The sequence below is a fragment of the Sphingobium fuliginis genome, from assembly GCF_004152845.1.
Lineage (GTDB): Bacteria > Pseudomonadota > Alphaproteobacteria > Sphingomonadales > Sphingomonadaceae > Sphingobium > Sphingobium fuliginis.
Genome location: NZ_SEON01000001.1, coordinates 859879 through 878440, shown reverse-complemented (window position 1 = coordinate 878440; position 18562 = coordinate 859879). Strand labels below are relative to the sequence as shown.

20 protein-coding genes are annotated in these 18562 nt (G+C 65.7%); 7 read left to right on the top strand and 13 right to left on the bottom strand.

Features of this window, described 5'->3' with window-relative positions; genetic code table 11:
• Positions 1–124: 124 nt before the first annotated feature.
• Both EWH10_RS04460 and EWH10_RS04455 read right to left on the bottom strand, forming a co-directional pair.
• Positions 125–592 carry a low molecular weight protein-tyrosine-phosphatase gene (locus tag EWH10_RS04460; RefSeq protein WP_044660383.1) on the bottom strand — a complete coding sequence of 156 codons (468 nt, stop codon included), beginning with the start codon at positions 590–592 and terminating at the stop codon, positions 125–127.
• On the bottom strand, positions 589–2043 hold the full coding sequence (locus EWH10_RS04455; RefSeq protein ID WP_044662822.1) for a helicase HerA domain-containing protein: 1455 nt from the start codon (positions 2041–2043) through the stop codon (positions 589–591). Before EWH10_RS04455 ends, EWH10_RS04460 begins: the two co-directional genes overlap by 4 nt.
• 139 nt (positions 2044–2182) lie before the next feature.
• Here EWH10_RS04455 and ppc point away from each other — a divergent pair, with 139 nt between their 5' ends.
• Positions 2183–4882, top strand: coding sequence for a phosphoenolpyruvate carboxylase (ppc, locus tag EWH10_RS04450; RefSeq protein ID WP_044662821.1), 2700 nt, complete (start codon positions 2183–2185; stop codon positions 4880–4882).
• A 189-nt stretch (positions 4883–5071) separates the two neighbouring features.
• Here the strand turns inward: ppc and ruvC are convergent, their stop codons facing one another.
• From ruvC to EWH10_RS04425, 5 genes are all read right to left on the bottom strand, one after another.
• Positions 5072–5563, bottom strand: a complete 492-nt coding sequence (gene ruvC, locus EWH10_RS04445) for a crossover junction endodeoxyribonuclease RuvC (protein ID WP_025547533.1) — start codon at positions 5561–5563, stop codon at positions 5072–5074.
• Between the two features lie 181 nt (positions 5564–5744).
• Positions 5745–6488 carry a YebC/PmpR family DNA-binding transcriptional regulator gene (locus EWH10_RS04440; RefSeq protein ID WP_065846157.1) on the bottom strand — a complete coding sequence of 248 codons (744 nt, stop codon included), beginning with the start codon at positions 6486–6488 and terminating at the stop codon, positions 5745–5747.
• A 68-nt stretch (positions 6489–6556) separates the two neighbouring features.
• Positions 6557–6883 carry a heavy metal-binding domain-containing protein gene (locus EWH10_RS04435; protein ID WP_170825568.1) on the bottom strand — a complete coding sequence of 109 codons (327 nt, stop codon included), beginning with the start codon at positions 6881–6883 and terminating at the stop codon, positions 6557–6559.
• A gap of 23 nt (positions 6884–6906) precedes the next feature.
• Positions 6907–7149, bottom strand: a complete 243-nt coding sequence (locus tag EWH10_RS04430; protein ID WP_007688707.1) for a DUF2312 domain-containing protein — start codon at positions 7147–7149, stop codon at positions 6907–6909.
• Between the two features lie 51 nt (positions 7150–7200).
• Complete coding sequence (locus EWH10_RS04425) at positions 7201–7500, bottom strand: DUF1244 domain-containing protein (protein WP_025547525.1); 300 nt, start codon at positions 7498–7500, stop codon at positions 7201–7203.
• A 102-nt stretch (positions 7501–7602) separates the two neighbouring features.
• Here EWH10_RS04425 and pyk point away from each other — a divergent pair, with 102 nt between their 5' ends.
• Complete coding sequence (gene pyk / locus EWH10_RS04420) at positions 7603–9060, top strand: pyruvate kinase (protein ID WP_025547524.1); 1458 nt, start codon at positions 7603–7605, stop codon at positions 9058–9060.
• 53 nt (positions 9061–9113) lie between these two features.
• Here pyk and EWH10_RS04415 read toward each other — a convergent pair whose 3' ends face one another.
• Positions 9114–9740 (bottom strand): HAD family hydrolase, encoded by a 627-nt coding sequence (locus EWH10_RS04415; protein ID WP_025547522.1) that lies wholly within the window; start codon positions 9738–9740, stop codon positions 9114–9116.
• Between the two features lie 3 nt (positions 9741–9743).
• On the bottom strand, positions 9744–9869 hold the full coding sequence (ykgO, locus tag EWH10_RS04410; RefSeq protein WP_004210176.1) for a type B 50S ribosomal protein L36: 126 nt from the start codon (positions 9867–9869) through the stop codon (positions 9744–9746).
• 208 nt (positions 9870–10077) lie between these two features.
• On the opposite strand from ykgO, the gene EWH10_RS04405 reads away from it, so the two are divergent.
• Positions 10078–10692: a DUF4136 domain-containing protein gene (locus EWH10_RS04405; protein ID WP_083198934.1), complete on the top strand. Its 615-nt coding sequence runs from the start codon at positions 10078–10080 to the stop codon at positions 10690–10692.
• Positions 10689–11819: a M14 family metallopeptidase gene (locus EWH10_RS04400; protein WP_044660382.1), complete on the top strand. Its 1131-nt coding sequence runs from the start codon at positions 10689–10691 to the stop codon at positions 11817–11819. Before EWH10_RS04405 ends, EWH10_RS04400 begins: the two co-directional genes overlap by 4 nt.
• Before the next feature lie 17 nt (positions 11820–11836).
• Here the strand turns inward: EWH10_RS04400 and EWH10_RS04395 are convergent, their stop codons facing one another.
• The 3 genes from EWH10_RS04395 to purL form a co-directional block, all read right to left on the bottom strand.
• Complete coding sequence (locus tag EWH10_RS04395; protein ID WP_044660381.1) at positions 11837–12556, bottom strand: dienelactone hydrolase family protein; 720 nt, start codon at positions 12554–12556, stop codon at positions 11837–11839.
• A 125-nt stretch (positions 12557–12681) separates the two neighbouring features.
• On the bottom strand, positions 12682–13851 hold the full coding sequence (gene purT, locus EWH10_RS04390; protein WP_065846162.1) for a formate-dependent phosphoribosylglycinamide formyltransferase: 1170 nt from the start codon (positions 13849–13851) through the stop codon (positions 12682–12684).
• An 83-nt stretch (positions 13852–13934) separates the two neighbouring features.
• Positions 13935–16112, bottom strand: coding sequence for a phosphoribosylformylglycinamidine synthase subunit PurL (gene purL, locus EWH10_RS04385; protein ID WP_044660380.1), 2178 nt, complete (start codon positions 16110–16112; stop codon positions 13935–13937).
• A 105-nt stretch (positions 16113–16217) separates the two neighbouring features.
• Here purL and EWH10_RS04380 point away from each other — a divergent pair, with 105 nt between their 5' ends.
• Positions 16218–16646, top strand: coding sequence for a DUF805 domain-containing protein (locus tag EWH10_RS04380; protein ID WP_025547513.1), 429 nt, complete (start codon positions 16218–16220; stop codon positions 16644–16646).
• 160 nt (positions 16647–16806) lie between these two features.
• Here EWH10_RS04380 and EWH10_RS04375 read toward each other — a convergent pair whose 3' ends face one another.
• Positions 16807–17187 carry a hypothetical protein gene (locus EWH10_RS04375; RefSeq protein ID WP_025547512.1) on the bottom strand — a complete coding sequence of 127 codons (381 nt, stop codon included), beginning with the start codon at positions 17185–17187 and terminating at the stop codon, positions 16807–16809.
• Positions 17188–17354: 167 nt separating this feature from the next.
• Here EWH10_RS04375 and EWH10_RS04370 point away from each other — a divergent pair, with 167 nt between their 5' ends.
• Both EWH10_RS04370 and EWH10_RS04365 read left to right on the top strand, forming a co-directional pair.
• The gene (locus EWH10_RS04370) at positions 17355–17615 is read left to right on the top strand and encodes an exodeoxyribonuclease VII small subunit (protein ID WP_025547511.1); all 261 of its coding nucleotides are present in this window, start codon (positions 17355–17357) and stop codon (positions 17613–17615) included.
• Between the two features lie 26 nt (positions 17616–17641).
• Complete coding sequence (locus EWH10_RS04365; protein ID WP_044660379.1) at positions 17642–18562, top strand: polyprenyl synthetase family protein; 921 nt, start codon at positions 17642–17644, stop codon at positions 18560–18562.

The following is an 18562-nucleotide window of genomic DNA, read 5'->3' as shown; positions in this document are numbered from 1 at the left end:
GACAGTCCGTTCATGGTCGACGACTCGGAATGGCGGTCGCGAAAAACAGGGGTTTTCCGCTCAATGTGAAAAATGCTCCGGGTTTCCGGACCGAATTGAAGCGCAGCGCGCTCCTGCGACCACTCTACCCCCGCTCCCGCAGCCGCTCCACGATGGCGCGCGCGGCCCGCGTGACATCGTCCCAGGTCATGTCGAAGCCGGCATCGTCCCCGAAATAGGGATCGGTCACGCCGCTCCCCTCGCGCCCTGGCACCAAATCCATCAGCAGCCGCACGTCCGCCGTCCCGTCCGAAGGCTGAATCCGCCGCAGATTCTTCAAATTTTCCGCATCCAGCGCGAAGACATGGTCGAACCGCCGGAAATCCCCCGCCGTCACCTGCCGCCCACGGTAGCCGGAAATGTCGATCCCATGCCGCAGCGCCACCGCCTGCGCGCGCCGGTCCGGCGGCGATCCGACATGCCAGTCGCCGGTACCCGCCGAATCCACCGTTACCGAAAGGCCCGCCCGCTCCGCCTCCGCACGCAACGCGGCTTCGGCCAGCGGCGATCGGCAGATATTCCCCAGGCACACGAACAGGACCGAAGCGCTCATCCCTCGGCCGCCGCCGTGCTCAGGCCCAGTTGCGGCACGCCGATCGACCGCCGCCCGCCGAAATCGGTGCGCGCCACGATCACGCCCAGCTTTTCCATATAATCGATCAACCGCCGCACGCGCCCCGGCGAACTGGTGCCATAGGCGCGCGCCAGCGCCACATCGTCGGGGCAGGGCAGCCCCTGCATCGCCGCCCGCGCAATCAGCAGGAAGGGAGCGAGCATATCCTCCGGCACAGGTTCGGCGGCCTTCATCGCATCGGCCCAGCGCGGGTCGGCGGCATCGAACATGCCCGCCTGCGCCATGGCGAATCGCTTGCGGAAAGCGGGCAGGTCGAGCGGCGGCTGGCGCAGTCCCTTCATCCGGCAGCGGACGCCGAAATCCTGATAGAGCGTCGACACGCTGGGCTGCGCCTCCCCCAGGTCCGCCACGATCTCCTCCAGCACGGCGATCACCACCGGCTCATTCTGGCCAAAGTCCAGTTCCGGCGCGGCGGGCTTGGCCGAAGGCGCGGCGGCAAGGGCGCGCATCAACTCCTCCGCAGGCAAGGCCGGCGGCTCGGCGCGGGGTGGAGGCGGGGGCAGCGCCTCTTCCTCGCCCGCGCCTGCGAACAGCAATTCCTGCAAATCCTCCGTCGCGGTGACGGGGGGCGGCATCAGCTTGTGCGTGCCGCCGCGCGTGCTGGTCTTCACCGACCCGATCTTCACCGCCACCGGCCGTCGACAGATGGCCGGGCCCAGCGCCAGAAAGCGGCCGCGCTCCAGATCGCGGATCTGCTCCGCCTGCCGCCGCTCCATGCCCAAAAGGTCCGCCGCCCGCGCCATGTCGATGTCGAGGAAGGTGCGCCCCATCAGGAAGTTCGATGCCTCGGCCGCGACATTCTTGGCGAGCTTCGCCAGCCGCTGCGTCGCGATCACGCCCGCCAGGCCGCGCTTGCGCCCCCGGCACATCAGGTTCGTCATGGCCGCCAGCGAAAGCCGCCGCGCCTCATCCGACACATCGCCCGCCGCCACGGGGGCGAACATCTGCGCCTCGTCCACCACCACCAGCGCGGGATACCAGTGGTCGCGCGGCGCGTCGAACAGCGTCGACAGGAAAGTCGCGGCGCATTTCATCTGCGCCTCCAGCTCCAGCGATTCCAGACTGAGCACCACGGATGCGCGATGCTCGCGTATGCGCATCGCCATCTTGACGATCTCGCGCTCATTATAGTCGCCCGCGTCGATCACCACATGGCCATATTCATCCGCCAGCGTGACGAAATCGCCCTCCGGATCGATCACGACCTGCTGGACCAGCGCGGCGCTTTCCTCCAGCAGGCGACGCAGCAGATGCGACTTGCCGGACCCTGAATTGCCCTGGACGAGCAGACGGGTGGCAAGCAATTCCTCGACATCGACCAAAACGGCATTGCCGTTGCTGTCATTTCCTATGCTGATGCTGGCGGTCACGGATTTCCTTTGGCCCATGGCGGGGGCTTCGCGCAAGTGCACAGAATAAGGATGCCGTCCTCCTGCCCCTCGCGGGATCACGTCACGCGATGCGGATTCCCTTGACCATCCCATTGTTGCGATGCAGCATCGATCCATCATGGCGACTCTTGCATCCTCTCCCGCTCCTGCGATCACGCAGAACCCGGACATCCGCTTTCTCGGTCGTTTGTTGGGCGACGTCATCCGCGCCTATGGCGGGGAGAAAATCTACAAGCAGACCGAATATATCCGCTCCGCCTCGGTCGATCGGGCGCGCGGCCTGCACGGCGCGGACGTGGTCGACACCGGACTCGACGCGCTGAGCCTCGACGACACGCTGAGCTTCGTGCGCGGCTTCATGCTCTTCTCGATGCTGGCCAATCTGGCCGAGGACCGCCAGGGCGTCGCTGCCGAGCCGGGGGCCGACGTCGCCTCCGCCGTCGAAAAGCTGCGGTCCCATGGAATAGAGCGCGAGGCGGTGCTCGACCTGCTGTCCCATGCCCTGATCGTGCCGGTCCTGACCGCTCACCCGACCGAGGTGCGGCGCAAGAGCATGATCGACCACAAGAACCGCATCGCGGACCTGATGCTGCTCAAGGACGGCGGCCGGACGGAAACCGATGAGGGCGAGAATCTGGACGAGGCGATCTTCCGCCAGATCGCGCTGCTGTGGCAGACCCGGCCGCTGCGCCGGGAAAAGCTGTTCGTCGCGGACGAGATCGAGAATGTCCTCGCTTATTTCCGCGACGTCTTCCTGCCCGTGCTGCCCGCCCTCTACGCCCGATGGGAACGGGTGCTGGGCGCGCGCCCGCAGAGTTTCCTGCGCGTCGGCAACTGGATCGGCGGCGACCGCGACGGCAATCCCTTCGTTCAGGCGCCGCAGCTTCGGCTCGCGCTCGCCAGGGGCTGCGAGGCTGCGCTGGGCTTTTATATGGATGCGCTCCACGCCCTTGGCGCGGAACTGTCGCTCTCGACCGAACTGGCCGATGTGTCGCAGGCCGTTCTGGACCTGGCCGACGCCAGCGGCGACGTCTCGCCCAGCCGTCAGGACGAGCCCTATCGCCGGGCGATTTCCGGCATCTATGCCCGTCTGGCCGCCACCTACCGGTCGCTGGTCGGCAAGGCGCCGTCCCGCCCCTCGGCGCTCAAGGGCGAACCCTATGCCAGCCCCGCCGACCTGCGCCGCGACCTGGTGACGGTCGCGCAGGGGCTGGCGAGCGAAGGCAATGGCGCTCTGGCGACCGGCGGCGCGCTTGGCCGCCTGATCCGCGCGGTCGAAACCTTCGGCTTCCATCTCGCCACGCTCGACATGCGGCAGAACAGCGATGTCCATCAGAGCGTGGTGGCCGAACTGCTGAAAGTCGCGGGGGTCGAAGCGGACTATGCCGGGCTCGACGAATATGCCCGCATCGCCCTGCTTCGGCGGGAGTTGGCGAACAACCGGCCGCTGGGCACGGCCTTTTTCGAATATTCGGAACAGACCGCGTCCGAACTCGCCATCGTCCATTCGGCGGCGGAGGCGCATCGCATCTACGGCCCGCAATGCATCACCCATTATATCATCTCCAAGGCGGAGAGCGTTTCCGACCTGCTCGAGGTGAACATCATCCTCAAGGAAGCGGGCCTGTGGCGCGCGGGCACGGAGGGCGCGCCGCCGCAGGCCGCGATCATGGCCGTGCCGCTGTTCGAAACCATCGCGGACCTTGAGGCCGCGCCCAAGATCATGGCCGCCTATTTCGGCCTGCCCGAAATAGGCGGCGTGGTGCGGGAACGCGGCCATCAGGAAGTGATGATCGGCTATTCCGACAGCAACAAGGACGGCGGCTACATCACCTCCACCTGGGGGCTGTTCCAGGCGAGCAAGGCGCTGGCCCCCGTCTTTGCCGAAGCGGGCACGGCGATGCAGCTATTCCATGGCCGCGGCGGCGCGGTCGGGCGCGGTGGCGGCTCCTCCTTCGCGGCGATACAGGCGCAGCCCAAGGGCACGGTGCAGGGTCGCATCCGCATCACCGAACAGGGGGAGGTGATCGCCGCCAAATTCGGCACCCGCGACGTCGCCATGACCAATTTGGAAGCGATGACCAGCGCGACCCTGCTCGCCAGTCTGGAACCCGAAGTCCTGTCCGATCGCGATGCCGCCCGCTTCGCCGCCGCCATGGACCAACTGTCGAAGACCGCCTTCGCCGCCTATCGCGATCTTGTTTATGGTACTGAGGGCTTCAAGGAATTCTTCCGGCAATTGACCCCGATCCAGGAAATCTCCGGCCTCAAGATCGGCTCCCGTCCGGCCAGCCGCACCAAGAGCACCCGGATCGAGGATTTGCGCGCCATCCCCTGGGTGTTCAGCTGGGCGCAGGCGCGGGTGATGCTGCCGGGCTGGTATGGGGTCGGCCACGCGCTTTCCGCCTTCGAGGACAAGGCGCTGCTGGCCGACATGGCGCAGCACTGGTCCTTCCTGCAATCGGCGCTCGCCAATCTGGAGATGGTGCTGGCCAAGTCCGATCTGGGTATCGCTGCTCACTATCTGCCGCTGGTCGAGGATCAGGCGCGGGGCGCGGAGATTTTCGACCGCATCCGCGATGGTTGGGACATGGCCCATGACGGCTTGCTCGCCGCCACCGCCCAGTCGCGGCTGCTGGAGAAGAATCCCAAGCTCGACACGTCGATCCGCCTGCGCCTGCCCTATATCGAGCCGCTGAACCTTCTTCAGGTCGAACTGATGAAGCGCCACCGCAGCGGTGAGGACGACCCGCGCATCAAGGAAGGCATAGAATTGTCGATCAACGCGATCGCCACGGCGCTGAGGAATAGCGGATAGGGGTGGATTCCTGCCATTCCCCCTCCCGCAGGCGGGAGGGGGCTAGGGGGTGGGCTGGCGCGGCACCTGCGCTGTTTTGCAACGGCTAAGTCAGAAGCTCGCTACGCTCGCGCCCACCCCTAACCCCTCCCGTTTACGGGAGGGGAAGGTCCTGAATTGGCCAGTTCCCGCCCCGGATCGCCCCACCTTCTACTTCCGCGGAATCCTTCGTGCGCTGGCCAGATGATGGGCGTGCGTGATCGCTACGGCCAGGGCGTCCGAGGCATCGGGTCCGGCGATCTTTGCGCCGGGGAGGAGGCGGGAGACCATGGCGTGGACCTGCTCCTTCGATGCATTGCCGACGCCGACCACGGATTTCTTGACGAGCCGGGCGGCATATTCGCCCACTTCCATGCCGGATCGCGAAGCCGCCAGCAGCACCACGCCACGGGCCTGGCCGAGTTTGAGCGTCGATTGCGGGTTCACGTTGAGGAACACCTCTTCGACAGCCGCGCCATTGGGTTGATGTTCGAGGATGAGGTCGGTCAGCGCCAGATCGAGCACCAGCAGCCGGCTGGCCAGCGCCATGCCTGAATCGGTCTTGATCTGGCCGTTGGAGATATGGGTGAGGCGGTTGCCATCCGCGGCGATCAGGCCCCAGCCGGTCGTGCCAAGGCCCGGGTCCAGGCCCAGGATGATCATGATATTCCCCTCGTCCCTTCACGGGAGAGGACAGGGTGGCTCGCCGGTCCGCCGGACGGGCACGTCTGGAGGGAGACCGGACCGGGCGCGTCGGCTGCCGCGCCCTCCCGGCTTCGCCCGAGCGGCAGGGCCGCCAGGGCTTCGCATCCCTCTCCCCGCAGGGGAGAGGGAAGGGGAAGGATCAACCCAGCTTCTCCATGACTTCGTCGGAAACTTCGTAATTGCCCCAGACGGTCTGGACGTCGTCATCGTCTTCCAGCGTGTCGACCAGCTTCATCAGCGTCGCCGCATTGCTCTCGTCCACCTCGACGGTGGTCTGCGGCTTCCAGGCGAGCTTGGCGCCTTCGGCCGGACCGAGCTTGGCCTCCAGCGCCCTGGCGACTTCGTGCAGCGCGTCCATGGCGGTCCAGATCTCATGCTCGTCCTCGTTCGAGGAGACGTCGTCCGCACCCGCTTCCAGCGCCGCTTCGAAGATCGCGTCGGCATCGCCCGCGCTCGCCGGATAGGTGATGAGGCCCATGCGGTCGAAACCGTGGCTGACCGCGCCCGAAGCGCCCAGATTGCCGCCATTCTTGGAAAAGGCCGTGCGGACGTTGGTCGCGGTGCGGTTGCGGTTGTCGGTCAGCGCCTCGACGATGATGGCCACGCCGCCGGGACCATAGCCCTCGTAACGGATTTCCTCGTAATTCTCCATGTCGCCGCCGACCGCCTTGTCGATCGCGCGCTGGATATTGTCCTTTGGCATGGACTGCGCCTTGGCGGCGTTGACCGCAAGGCGGAGGCGCGGGTTCATGTCCGGGTCGGGCATGCCCATCTTCGCCGCCACGGTGATTTCGCGCGACAGCTTGGAGAACATCGAGGAGCGCTTCTTGTCCTGCGCGCCCTTGCGATGCATGATGTTCTTGAATTTGCTATGGCCGGCCACGGCCTGCTCCTGACTTGTCTGTTTGTTCGATGCGGGCTCTCTAGCGAGCGCGCCCTCGATGCGCAATGTCAGACGAGGATCGCGGTGCCCGAGGCGGTCACCATCAGCATCGACCCGCTGGACCCGACGGTCTCATAATCCAGGTCGACGCCGACGACCGCATTGGCGCCCAGCGCCACGGCGCGGGTGCGCATTTCCGCGATCGCCTGTTCGCGGGCACGCTGGAGCACGTCCTCATAGGCGCCAGAGCGCCCGCCGACGATGTCGCGCACGCTGGCGAACAGGTCGCGGAACAGGTTTGCGCCCACGATCACCTCGCCGGTGACGATGCCGAGATATTCCTTCGCAGGCCGGCCTTCCAGCGAAGGGGTGGTGCTGACGATGATCCCGGTCATGGACGCTCTCCCCGCGCTGCGATTTATTCGATGCCCAGCGCCGTCTTGTATGTTTCCAGCAGCGCTTCGGCTTCCATGCGGGCATTGCGCTCCATCTTGCGCAGGCGGACGATGGACCGCATCGTCTTCACGTCATAGCCATTGGCCTTCGCCTCCAGATAGACGTCCTTTATATCGTCCGCGATGCCCTTCTTTTCCTCTTCCAGGCGCTCGATGCGCTCGATGAAGAGGCGTAGCTGTTCGGCGGCGACATTGCCATCGCTCATGGGAATCTCCAGTAAATGTGAATCGGTTGATGAATCGGTCGGCGCCTGCCTCTAATGATTGTCGGCGTTCTTCGCCACACTCTCCTGCATGCGGGCGATCTGTTCCGGCGTCGCCTCGCCCTGATGGCGGGATTTCCATTCGGCAAAGGGCATGCCATGGATGATCTCCCGCGCTTCCTCCCTGCCGATCGTGCCGTCCGCCTCCGCGATCCAGTCGGCCAGGCAGTTGCGGCAGAAGCCCGCCGTTCCCATCAGGTCGATATTCTGGACATCGGTGCGGTGCTGCAAATGCGCCACCAGCCGTCGGAAGGCGGTTGCGGCAACCGCATCACTGAGTATGTTATCGCTCACGGCGAACCTTTCGCTGATCATCATCCTGTCGTGCAGCACGGATAATCGAAAACCGCGCCCTGGCAAACCAGAGGCGACCATGACGGCCAGGAGACAAGAGGAATGACGAAATTACCGCCCCGTTCGCGCAAGGTCCGCATATTGGCGACCCTTGGCCCCGCGAGCGACAGCCCGGAAATGATCCGGGCGCTGTTCGTCGCCGGGGCCGACGCTTTCCGCATCAATATGAGCCATGGCGCGCATGAGGATCATGCCGCGCGCATCGCGACGATCCGGGCGCTGGAAAAGGAATTCGGACGTCCTACGACAATCCTGGGCGACCTTCAGGGGCCGAAGCTGCGCGTCGGGACCTTCGATCGCGGGCTGGCGGTGCTGGAAACGGGCGCGGCCTTCGTGTTCGACAGCGATCCTGCGCCGGGCGATGCGACGCGGGTCAACCTGCCCCATCCGGAGATCTATGCGGCTCTGGTGCCCGAAACCCGGCTGTTGCTGGACGACGGCAAGATGGTGCTGCGGGTCAAGAAGGTGGCGGAGGATCGCATCGACACGGTGGTCGAGGTCGGCGGTACCCTTTCCAACCGCAAGGGCGTGAACGTGCCCGATGTGGTCGTGCCGGTGCCGGCGCTGACCGAAAAGGACCGGCGCGACCTGAGCTTCGCGGTCGAGCAGGGCTGCGACTGGATCGCCCTGAGCTTCGTCCAGCGGCCGGAGGACCTAGCCGAGGCGCGCAAGCTGATGGGCGGCTATGGCGCATTGATGGCGAAGATCGAGAAGCCGGCGGCTGTCCAGCGGCTGGAGGAGATCATCGAACTGGCCGACGGCGTGATGGTGGCGCGGGGCGACCTTGGCGTGGAACTGCCGCCCCAGGCGGTGCCGCCGCTGCAGAAGCAGATCGTGGCGACCGCGCGCCGCATGGGTCGGCCCGTCGTGGTGGCGACGCAGATGCTGGAATCCATGATCAAGGCGCCGACGCCCACCCGCGCCGAAGTGTCCGATGTCGCGACCGCGGTCTATGACGGGGCCGACGCGATCATGCTGTCGGCGGAAACGGCGGCGGGCGACTGGCCGGTCGAGGCGGTGACGATGATGGACAGCATCGCCCATAGCGTGGAGCGCGACCCGGGCTATTTCGGGCGGCTGCACTATACCGAGACGAAGCCCGATCCCACCACCGCCGATGCGCTGGCGGAGGGCGCCGGCAGCATCGTGTCCGTCGTCGGGGCGAGCGCGATAACCTGCTTCACCTCTTCGGGCAGCACCGTGCGCCGCGTGGCGCGCGAGCGGCCGATGACACCGATCCTGGCGCTGACGCCCCGGCAGGATACGGCGCGCAAGCTGGGGCTGACCTGGGGCGTGCATGCCGTCCGGACCAAGGACATCGGCACGTTCGAGGAGATGATCGGCAAGGCCCGCCGCATGGCGCTGCGCCACGATATGGTCGAGAAGGGCGGCAAGATCGTCGTGCTGGCCGGCGTGCCTTTCGGGACGCCGGGGTCGACCAATGTGCTGCATGTGGCCGCGATTCGCGGAGATGAGCTGAGGGGCCGGGACGAGGGCTGAATGCCGATCGCTCCTAAGGGTCGTGCTCCTGCCTTCGCAGGGGCACGTCCAGCTTAGACGGTTGGGCTTCGAAGCAACGCCAGCTCTGCCAGTTCCCGGCGCAGCGTCGCCGCATCGCGGAACAGGTGGCCGCGCATGCCTTCCGCCTCGGCCGCCAGGACATTTTCCTCGCGGTCATCAATGAACAGCGCCTGTTCCGCGCTCAAACCGAATCGCTCCAGCGCCAGCCGGTAGATCGCGGGGTCGGGCTTCACCAGCTTTTCCGCGCCGGAGACCACGATGTCGCGGAAGGGGGCGAACAGCGCCGACTCCCGAGCATGGAATGGCGCCCAGAATTCATGGCTGAAATTGGTGATGGCGAAGAGCGGAATGCCGCCCTCGTGCAATTCAAGGACGATCTCCGGCATGCCCTCGACTGCCGGTCCTACGCTGTCGATGAACTTCTCGCCCCAGAGGCGAATCAGCGCCGCATGTTCGGGATGGCGCGCGATCAGCTCTGCGCTGGTTTCCGCGAAGGGGCGGCCCTGGTCATGCTGGAAGTGCCAGTCCAGCGTCACCACGTCGCGGAGAAACGCATCGAGCGCCCGATCGTCATCGATCAGGCGCTCGTACAGAACCCTTGGGGTCCAGTGATACAAGACATTGCCAACGTCAAAGACGACGGCGGCAATATCCGCCATGAATCAGCCCTGGCGGGCCTTGAAGCGGCGGTTGGTCTTGTTGATGACATAGGTGCGGCCGCGACGGCGGATCACGCGGTTGTCCCGGTGACGGCCCTTGAGCGACTTGAGCGAATTGCGGATCTTCATGGAACCAGCCTTTGAATGAATCTTGCGTGATCGAAAATCGAAGCGCAGCCCCTATGGGCGGGACGGCTGAAAGTCAAGGGCGGCCGCCCGCTTTTCGCTCCATCGCCGCGCCGTTCATCCTGCATGCAGCAAATCCGTGGCTTGACGCTTTTAAGGGATTAGCGGCGCGGTGTCGTGTAGAGGCTGTTCATCCCCTGGAGTGCCATCCATGTCGAATCCGTCCATGTTGAAGAAGATCGTCCTTCCGTCCCTGCTGGCCCTGGGGCTCAGCGGCTGCGCCACGGCTGTTCCACCGGTGGAGGTGACGCGGTTCCATATCGACGATCCGGCGCGCAACGGGACCATCGCCGTCGAGGAAATGGCCGGCAACCCCGATGTCGGCCTGGAATTCCGCACCTATGCCGCCGCGATCGAGCAGGAATTGCAGCGCGTGGGCTTCACCACGGCCGCACAGGGGGCGAAGAGCGACTATGTCGCGCTGGTGAGTTTCCGCCGCACCTTCCGCGAACCCGAAAGCTATGGCGCCAATGGCAAGCCGGTAAGCGTCGGCGTGGGCGGCGCCGTGGGCAGCGGCGGCTATTCCGGCCTGGGGCTGGGCATCGGCATCAACCTGTCGGGCAAGCCCAAGGGGCAGGTCTTCACCGAATTGCAGGTGCAGATACGCCGCCGCGCCGATTCGACCACCATCTGGGAGGGCCGGGCGCAGACTGGGGCGCGGGAGGGAACGCCCGCATCGCAGCCGGGTTTGGCGGCGCAGAAGCTGGCGACGGCATTGCTGGGGGGCTATCCGGGCGAATCGGGGCGGACTATAACCGTCAGATGAGCATCTCGATCACAAGCGCCTTCGACAGCGGCAATATTCGCGTTCTTTCCATTTCCGCCACGTCCGCAGGCGTCCGCGCCGAGCTGGAGATCGTTAAGGACCGGCAGAGCGACTTCTACCAATGGTTCCACTTCCGCGTGGCTGGCGTGGCCGGGCGGGAAGTCGAACTGGCGATCGTCAATTGCGGCGCGTCGGCCTATCCCGACGGCTGGCCAGGCTATAAGGCGCGCTATAGCGAGGATCGGGAGAATTGGCTGCTGGCGGACACCGGCTATGCCGACGGGACGCTGACGATCCGTCTTTCGCCCGACAGCAATGCGGTGTGGCTCGCCTATTTCGCGCCCTATTCGATGGAACGGCACCATGATCTGGTCGCCTGGGCGGCGTCCCAGCCGGGGGTGGAGCATCGCGAACTGGGGCTGACGCTCGACAGGCAGCCGCTCGACCTGCTGGTGCTGGGGGAAGGACCGAAGAAGGTCTGGCTCTACGCCCGCCAGCATCCGGGCGAAAGCATGGCCGAATGGTGGATGGAGGGCGCGCTGGAGCGGCTCTGCGACGAGGAGGACGCCGTGGCGCGGCTGCTGCGCAGGGAGGCGACCTTCTACATCGTGCCGAACATGAATCCGGACGGCAGCCGTCGCGGCCATTTGCGGACCAACGCCGTGGGCATCAACCTCAACCGCGAATGGCATGAGCCGTCGATGGAGAAGAGTCCGGAGGTGTTCCTGGTGCGCGGGGCGATGGATGAGGTCGGGGTCGATTTCGCCATGGACGTGCATGGCGACGAGGCTATTGCGGCCGTGTTCCTGGCCGGGTTCGAGGGCATCCCCTCCATCACGGAGCGGAAGTCGGCCTTGTATCGCCGCTATCGCGACACGCTGGCCGCCCGGACGCCCGATTTCCAGACGAGGAAGGGCTATCCCACCGCGCCGGCGGGCAAGGCGAACTTGTCCATGTCCACCAACCAGTTGGCCGAGCGCTTCGGCGCCGTGGCAATGACGCTGGAAATGCCGTTCAAGGATAATGACGACCTGCCGGACGCCGATTTCGGCTGGTCGCCGGCCCGATCGATCCAACTCGCCAAGGACTGCCTGGGCGTGCTGGCGGAGATGATCGACGAAATCTGAACCCGGCCGGCCGCGGTTCAGCCGAAGAGATCGCCCAGGAAATCGGCCATCGCGCGGAAGCTGCGGCGGTCGGCTTCGGGATTATAGGCCAGGCCCCTTTCGGGCATCTTCGCGTCATGGTCGGTGAAGGCGTGCCCGGTATGGCCATAGGCATGGATCTGCCAATCGCATCCCGCTTCGGTCAGTTCCTTCGCCAGCGCGACCGTGGCTTCCGGCGGCGCGATCGGATCGTCCCAGCCGTGGCAGATCAGCAGCCGCGCGGTGATCTTCGCATGGGGAAGGGGCGGCGCATCATAGACGCCGTGGAAGCTGACGCCGCCTGCAATATCCGCTCCTGAACGGGCAAGGTCGAGCACGCATTTGCCGCCGAAGCAGAAGCCGATCGCCGCGGTCCGGCTCTCGTCCGCCTCATCGAGCGATTTCAGCAGCGCATGGGCGGCGTTCGTCCGGTCCCGCAGCAAAGTGCGGTCATCATTGAGTTCGGCCATGTAGCGGCCCATGTCCGGATCGGCCCGGCTGGTCCGCTTGCCCTGGCCGAACACATCCGCGACGAGCACGGTGTAACCGATCGCCGCGACCTTTTCGGCATAGGCGAAATCGGCCTCCTTGGTGCCCAGAACATTGGGGAAAAGCAGGATGGCCGGACGCGGAGCGGCGGCGGCATCGTCGAACACGGCCATGCTCTCGAACTGACCGCCAGGGCCTTCATGCACGGTGACGCGGCGGGTGATGGTCATGAAAGGCTCCTTGCTTCGGGGTCGGGACGCATGTTGGGATGCCATGCGGGATTGGCAAGATTGGGCCAGTTGCGGATGTTGACACCTCGCCTTCAAGGCGAGGGGCCTAATGGCGGGAAACCGCCCTATCGACCATGGATGATCCGCACTTTCGATGCAGCCTCGGCCGCGACGGCGCGGGCCTGGTCTGCGTCGATCGCGCGGGCCAGGGCGACGCCCATGCGGCGATAGGGGCGGGTCGTCGGCTTGCCGAACAGCCGCAGATCGACTTCCCCACCGGGCGTCGAGAGCGCTTCGGCCAATCCTTCGAACCGAAAGTCATCCGATTCCCGATCCGCCAATATCACCGCCGAAGCCGCGGCCCCATGCAGCGTCACTTCCGGCACCGGCAGGCCCATGATCGCGCGGGCGTGAAGATCGAATTCGCTCCAGTTCTGGGAGATCAGGGTCACCATGCCGGTATCGTGCGGCCGGGGCGAGAGTTCGGAGAAGATGACATCCTCTCCCTTCACGAAGAATTCCACGCCGAAAATGCCGTAGCCGCCCAGATTGTCGACCACCTTGCGCGCCATGTCCTGGGCGGCGGCCAGCGCGCCGCCGGACATGGGCGTGGGCTGCCAGCTTTCCTGATAGTCGCCGCGTTCCTGCCGATGGCCGATAGGCGGACAGAAGCTGACGCCGTCACGGCTGCGCACGGTCAGCAGCGTGATCTCATAGTCGAAGGCGATGAATTCCTCGACGATCACCCGGCTGCGGTCGCCGCGCATGTTCGCGACTGCATAGTCCCAGGCGGCTTCCAGTTCTTCAATCGTGCGGACCGTGCTCTGGCCCTTGCCGGATGAGGACATGACCGGCTTGATGACGCAGGGAAGGCCGGTATGCGCCGCCCCCGCCCGCACTTCCTCCAGCGTTTCGGCGTAGCGATAGCGGGAGGTGCGCAGCCCCAGTTCGACCGCGGCGACTTCGCGAATGCGGTCGCGGTTCATGGTCATGATGGTGGCGCGGGCCGAAGGGACGACCGTCACGCCGCGCGCCTCGAAATCGGCCAGGACCTCGGTGCGGATCGCCTCGATTTCGGGGACCACGAAGTCGGGCCGATGCTTTTCGATGGCTTTGGCGAGCAGGTCGGCGTCAAGCATGGAGAAGACTTCAAACCCGTCCGCCACCTGCATGGCAGGCGCCCCCGCATAGCTGTCGCAGGCGATGACCTGCGCGCCGAGGCGCTTGGCGGAGATCACGAATTCACGACCCAGTTCGCCCGAGCCCAGAAGGAGGATCTTCGCGGTAAAGGCCATGGCGGGACTCCTCGGAATGGACATCTTCAGCGCATTCAGCGCAGCGTGCTCCTGTCGGCGCAGGAACACGTCATTTCTATTCTTTAAAGTTCAGCGTCCATCAGTGCCGGGAAGAAGCCCTCATGGGCGCTGCGCAGGTCCGCCAGCGCCACGCCCGCCACCTTGTCGCCGCCAGTCGTGCCGATGCGAAGCGCGCCTGGAATGTCCACCCCCTGGGCGGCGGCGACGATGTACCGGCCCTGATCCTCGCCAAAGGCGCTGGCGGTCGTAAGGGCGATGCTCAGCTCCGCCCCGATCTTCCCGGCCAGCGCCATTTCCGTCACCGCGACCAGCAGGCCGCCGTCGGAAATGTCATGCACCGCATTGACCTTGCCTTCCGCGATCAGCGCCCGGACGGTTTCGGCATGGGCACGCTCCGCCGCCAGATCGACCTTCGGCGCCTCGCCCGCTTCCCGGCCGGCAATCTCGCGCAGCCAGATCGACTGGCCGAGATGGCTGCCTTCCCCGCCGATCAGCCAGATGGCGTCGCCCTCATTCTTGAAGGCCACGGTCGCCATCCCGTCGATGTCCTGGAGCAGGCCGATGCCGCCGATCGCCGGGGTGGGCAGGATCGCCGATCCGCCGCCGGTCGCCTTGGATTCATTGTACAGGCTGACATTGCCCGACACGATCGGGAAATCCAGCGCGCGGCAAGCCTCCCCCATGCCTTCCAGGCAGCCGGTGAACTGCGCCATGATCTCTGGCCGCTGCGGATTGGCGAAGTTCAGGCAATTGGTCACGGCGAGCGGCGTCGCGCCGACGGCGCTGATGTTGCGATAGCATTCCGCGATCGCCTGCTTGCCGCCCTCATAGGGGTCCGCATAGCAATAGCGCGGCGTGCAGTCGGTGCTGATCGCTATGCCCTTCCGCGTGCCATGGACGCGCACCACCGCCGCGTCGCCGCCGGGGCGCTGCACCGTGTCGGCGCCCACCATATGATCGTACTGCTCCCAGATCCAGCGGCGAGAGGCGATGTCAGGCGATCCCATCAGCCTGACGAGATCGGCGCCGATGTCGGCGCTCTCGCTGATCTCGCCCAAGGGCTGCACGCCCGACCAGGCCTTATATTCATCCTTCGCCATCGCCGGACGGTCGTAGAGCGGCGCATCGTCGGCCAGCGGAGCCAGCGGAATGTCGCACACCGTCTCGCCCTTGTGGACCAGCACCATGCGGCCGGTATCCGTCACATGGCCGATCACGGCGAAGTCCAGCTCCCACTTGCGGAAAATGGCTTCGGCAAAGGCTTCCTTGCCCGGCTGGAGCACCATGAGCATGCGCTCCTGCGACTCCGACAGCATCATCTCATAGGCGGTCATGCCGGTTTCGCGCTGCGGCACATCGTCCATGTTGAGCTGGATGCCGACGCCGCCCTTGGACGCCATTTCCACCGAGGAGGAGGTGAGGCCCGCCGCGCCCATGTCCTGGATCGCGACGATCGCGTCGGATGCCATGAGTTCGAGGCAGGCTTCGATCAGCAGCTTTTCGGTGAAGGGATCGCCGACCTGCACCGTCGGGCGCTTGGCGTCGGCGTCGTCGCCGAAGTCCGCCGAGGCCATGGTCGCGCCATGGATGCCGTCACGGCCGGTCTTCGAACCCACATAGACGATCGGATTGCCGATGCCCGAAGCGGCGGAATAGAAGATCTTGTCCGTTTCCGCGACGCCCACGGTCATCGCATTGACCAGGATGTTGCCGTCATAGGCGGGGTGGAAATTCACCTCGCCGCCCACGGTCGGCACGCCGACGCAATTGCCGTAGCCGCCAATGCCATGCACCACGCCGCTGATGAGGTGCTTCATCTTCGGATGGTCGGGCCGCCCGAAGCGCAGCGCGTTCATGTTCGCCACCGGCCGCGCGCCCATGGTGAAGACGTCGCGCAAAATGCCGCCCACGCCCGTCGCCGCGCCCTGATAGGGTTCGATATAGCTGGGATGGTTGTGGCTCTCCATCTTGAAGATCGCGGCCTGGCCGTCCCCGATGTCCACCACGCCCGCATTTTCACCGGGGCCGCAAATGACCTGCGGCCCTTCCGTGGGCAGCTTCTTCAGATGGATCCGCGAACTTTTGTAAGAGCAATGCTCCGACCACATCACCGAGAAAATGCCGAGTTCGGTGAGATTCGGCTCCCGGCCGAGCGCGTTCAGGACGCGATCATATTCTTCCGGGGAAAGCCCATGGTCTGCGACGACCTGCGGCGTGATCTGGGATGCGGTGCTGGACATGTGCGCGCCTTTAGCGGGGGAGCGCCCGATAGACAATGCTGAGGCTCGCGCCCGGGCGAAAACATGATAGCTTTCCCGGCCGGACGAAAAAAAGGGGAGTTGCCCATGGAATGGATGCTGTTGCCGCTTCGTCGCTACGCCAAATTCTCCGGCCGGGCGCGGCCGCGCGAATATTGGATGTTCGTCCTGTTCCTGCTGCTCTGTTATATCGGCGTCGCGATGGTCGAGGGGATATTGGGCCTCAGCACGACCGATCACTGGTTCCAGCGCGGCCCCTGGTGGGCGGGCGCGGGCTACAGCACCCGCGGTGGTCCGCTGACGGGGCTGTTCACACTGGCGATGATCATTCCCCATATCGCGGTTTCCGTCCGCCGCCTGCACGATACCGACCGCAGCGGCTGGTGGCTGCTGATCGTCTTCTTCCCGATCATCGGCAGCATCGTCCTGCTGATCTTCTTCATCATGAGCGGCACGCGGGGGCCCAACCGCTTCGGCCCCGATCCGGTCGAGGTGGGAGAGCCGGAATTGCGTTGAGCGCGTCGGTCCGGGCGTGCATGATTGGGCGGTTCAAGCCATTCCCCCTCCAGCAGGCGGGAGGGGAATGGCGTCGATTGGCCACATTCTCGCAAACCCAAAGAAAAAGGCCGGCCTCCATGGGGAGGGCCGGCCCGTACTTGCAGGAAAACGGAAAGGATCAGGCCTTGCAGCTCAGCGCGCTCTTGCCCGGCAGGGTGGCGGTGATCTGCTTGCCCGAGCCCTCGACCTTGAAGCCGCCGCCTTCGAAGGGCTTGCCCGCCTCGGCGGCGGTCAGCTTCGTGGGGGCGCCGTCCTTTTCGGTGCGCACGTTCACCGTCTTGTCGTCGCTCATGAAGTCGACGAAGATCAGGCTGTTGTCCTTGCAACGATATTGATGGCTTTCCTTCACCATCGGCGGCAGTTCGACGGGAGCGGCATTGGCCAGCTTTTCGGCCATGGGATCGGCGGGGCCGCCCACCACTTCGGGTTCGTCATTCTTGTTGCAGGCGGACAGCAGCGCAAGCGCCGCCACGGAGATCAGGGGGAGATGATATTTCATAGCGGTCCTTCTATGTGCACTAGCCACGCCAAGCGTCAACGCAAAACTGCCACGAGTCCGCCAGCCAGTGGCGCGACGTCATGACGTTTTCGTGAATGGCGGCCGGAATCGGCCCCCAGGGCCCATGCGGGCTTGACCGGGCGGGCGGGGGTCGCCAATGCAGGGACATGGCGCAAGACAGCATGACCCATGAGGGCGATCCGTCGCAGATGTCGTTCGAAGATGCGCTGCGCGCGCTCGAATCGATCGTCCGGCGGCTGGAGAGCGGGGATGTGCCGCTCGACGAATCCATTTCGCTCTATTCGCAGGGCGAGGAACTGCGGAAACGCTGCATGGAACGGCTGCAGGCGGCCGAAGCGCGCATCGCCAAGCTGACGATCGACGCCGGCGGCGCCGTGACCGGCGCTCAGCCCTTCGGTTCGGACTGAGCGTGCAGCGTGCGGGAGAGGCGGCCATGAGCGGACCCGACTCCGCCTCGCCTCGGTCGATTGGTCTGGTGGCCGACCGCGCTGCGGCGGTGGCGGCCGACATCGACCGCCTGTTCGACGCGCTGCTGGCGGTTCCCGACGACCCGCGCCGGCGCCTGCACGAAGCGATGCGCCATGCGGCCATGGGCGGAGGCAAGCGGCTGCGTCCGCTGCTGGTGCAGGCGGCCAGCGACCTGTTCAACATCTCGCGGGATTCGGCGCTGCGGGTTGGCGTCGCGGTGGAATGCATCCATGTCTATTCGCTGGTGCATGACGATCTTCCGGCGATGGACGACGACGATCTTCGCCGGGGCAAGCCGACCGTGCACAAGGCATTTGACGAGGCGTCGGCGATCCTCGCGGGCGATTGCCTGCACGATCTGGCTTTCGAAGTGCTGGCGGACGAGGAGACGCATCCCGATCCTTTCGTCCGGGTCGAGCTGGTGAAGGCGCTGGCCGTCGCCAGCGGCACCAGCGGCATGGCGGGCGGCCAGATGATGGACCTGGAGGCGGAGAAGACCAGCTTCGACCTGCCCACTGTCACGCGGCTCCAGCAGTTGAAGACCGGCGCGCTGATCGGCTTCTGCGTCGATGCGGCGGCGATCATGGCCCGCATCCCGCCGGAGGGGCGGACGCGCCTGCACGGCTATGCCCGCGACATCGGCCTTGCCTTCCAGATCGCGGACGACCTGCTTGACGTCGAGGGGGACGCCGTTCTCGCCGGCAAGGCGCTGGGCAAGGACGCGGCGGCGGGGAAGGAAACCTTCGTCTCCCTGCTGGGGGTGGAGCGGGCGCGGGAACAGGGCCGCCTGCTGGTCGAGCAGGCGAAGGCGCATCTGCACGGCTTCGGGCCGGAGGCCGACCTGCTGCGCGCCATTGCCGACTATATCGTGGAAAGGGATCGTTAG

What these genes read in the sequence shown, in the direction of transcription:
- EWH10_RS04375 (WP_025547512.1), bottom strand. Translation starts at nt 17,187, where the DNA reads ATGAAATATCATCTCCCCCTGATCTCCGTGGCGGCGCTTGCGCTGCTG.
- purT (WP_065846162.1), bottom strand. Translation starts at nt 13,851, where the DNA reads ATGGCCTTTACCGCGAAGATCCTCCTTCTGGGCTCGGGCGAACTGGGT.
- ppc (WP_044662821.1), top strand. Translation starts at nt 2,183, where the DNA reads ATGGCGACTCTTGCATCCTCTCCCGCTCCTGCGATCACGCAGAACCCG.
- EWH10_RS04435 (WP_170825568.1), bottom strand. Translation starts at nt 6,883, where the DNA reads ATGACCGGGATCATCGTCAGCACCACCCCTTCGCTGGAAGGCCGGCCT.
- EWH10_RS04415 (WP_025547522.1), bottom strand. Translation starts at nt 9,740, where the DNA reads ATGGCGGATATTGCCGCCGTCGTCTTTGACGTTGGCAATGTCTTGTAT.
- ykgO (WP_004210176.1), bottom strand. Translation starts at nt 9,869, where the DNA reads ATGAAGATCCGCAATTCGCTCAAGTCGCTCAAGGGCCGTCACCGGGAC.
- ruvC (WP_025547533.1), bottom strand. Translation starts at nt 5,563, where the DNA reads ATGATCATCCTGGGCCTGGACCCGGGCCTTGGCACGACCGGCTGGGGC.
- EWH10_RS04370 (WP_025547511.1), top strand. Translation starts at nt 17,355, where the DNA reads ATGGCGCAAGACAGCATGACCCATGAGGGCGATCCGTCGCAGATGTCG.
- purL (WP_044660380.1), bottom strand. Translation starts at nt 16,112, where the DNA reads ATGTCCAGCACCGCATCCCAGATCACGCCGCAGGTCGTCGCAGACCAT.
- EWH10_RS04430 (WP_007688707.1), bottom strand. Translation starts at nt 7,149, where the DNA reads ATGAGCGATGGCAATGTCGCCGCCGAACAGCTACGCCTCTTCATCGAG.
- EWH10_RS04365 (WP_044660379.1), top strand. Translation starts at nt 17,642, where the DNA reads ATGAGCGGACCCGACTCCGCCTCGCCTCGGTCGATTGGTCTGGTGGCC.
- EWH10_RS04395 (WP_044660381.1), bottom strand. Translation starts at nt 12,556, where the DNA reads ATGACCATCACCCGCCGCGTCACCGTGCATGAAGGCCCTGGCGGTCAG.
- EWH10_RS04400 (WP_044660382.1), top strand. Translation starts at nt 10,689, where the DNA reads ATGAGCATCTCGATCACAAGCGCCTTCGACAGCGGCAATATTCGCGTT.
- EWH10_RS04460 (WP_044660383.1), bottom strand. Translation starts at nt 592, where the DNA reads ATGAGCGCTTCGGTCCTGTTCGTGTGCCTGGGGAATATCTGCCGATCG.
- EWH10_RS04405 (WP_083198934.1), top strand. Translation starts at nt 10,078, where the DNA reads ATGTCGAATCCGTCCATGTTGAAGAAGATCGTCCTTCCGTCCCTGCTG.
- pyk (WP_025547524.1), top strand. Translation starts at nt 7,603, where the DNA reads ATGACGAAATTACCGCCCCGTTCGCGCAAGGTCCGCATATTGGCGACC.
- EWH10_RS04380 (WP_025547513.1), top strand. Translation starts at nt 16,218, where the DNA reads ATGGAATGGATGCTGTTGCCGCTTCGTCGCTACGCCAAATTCTCCGGC.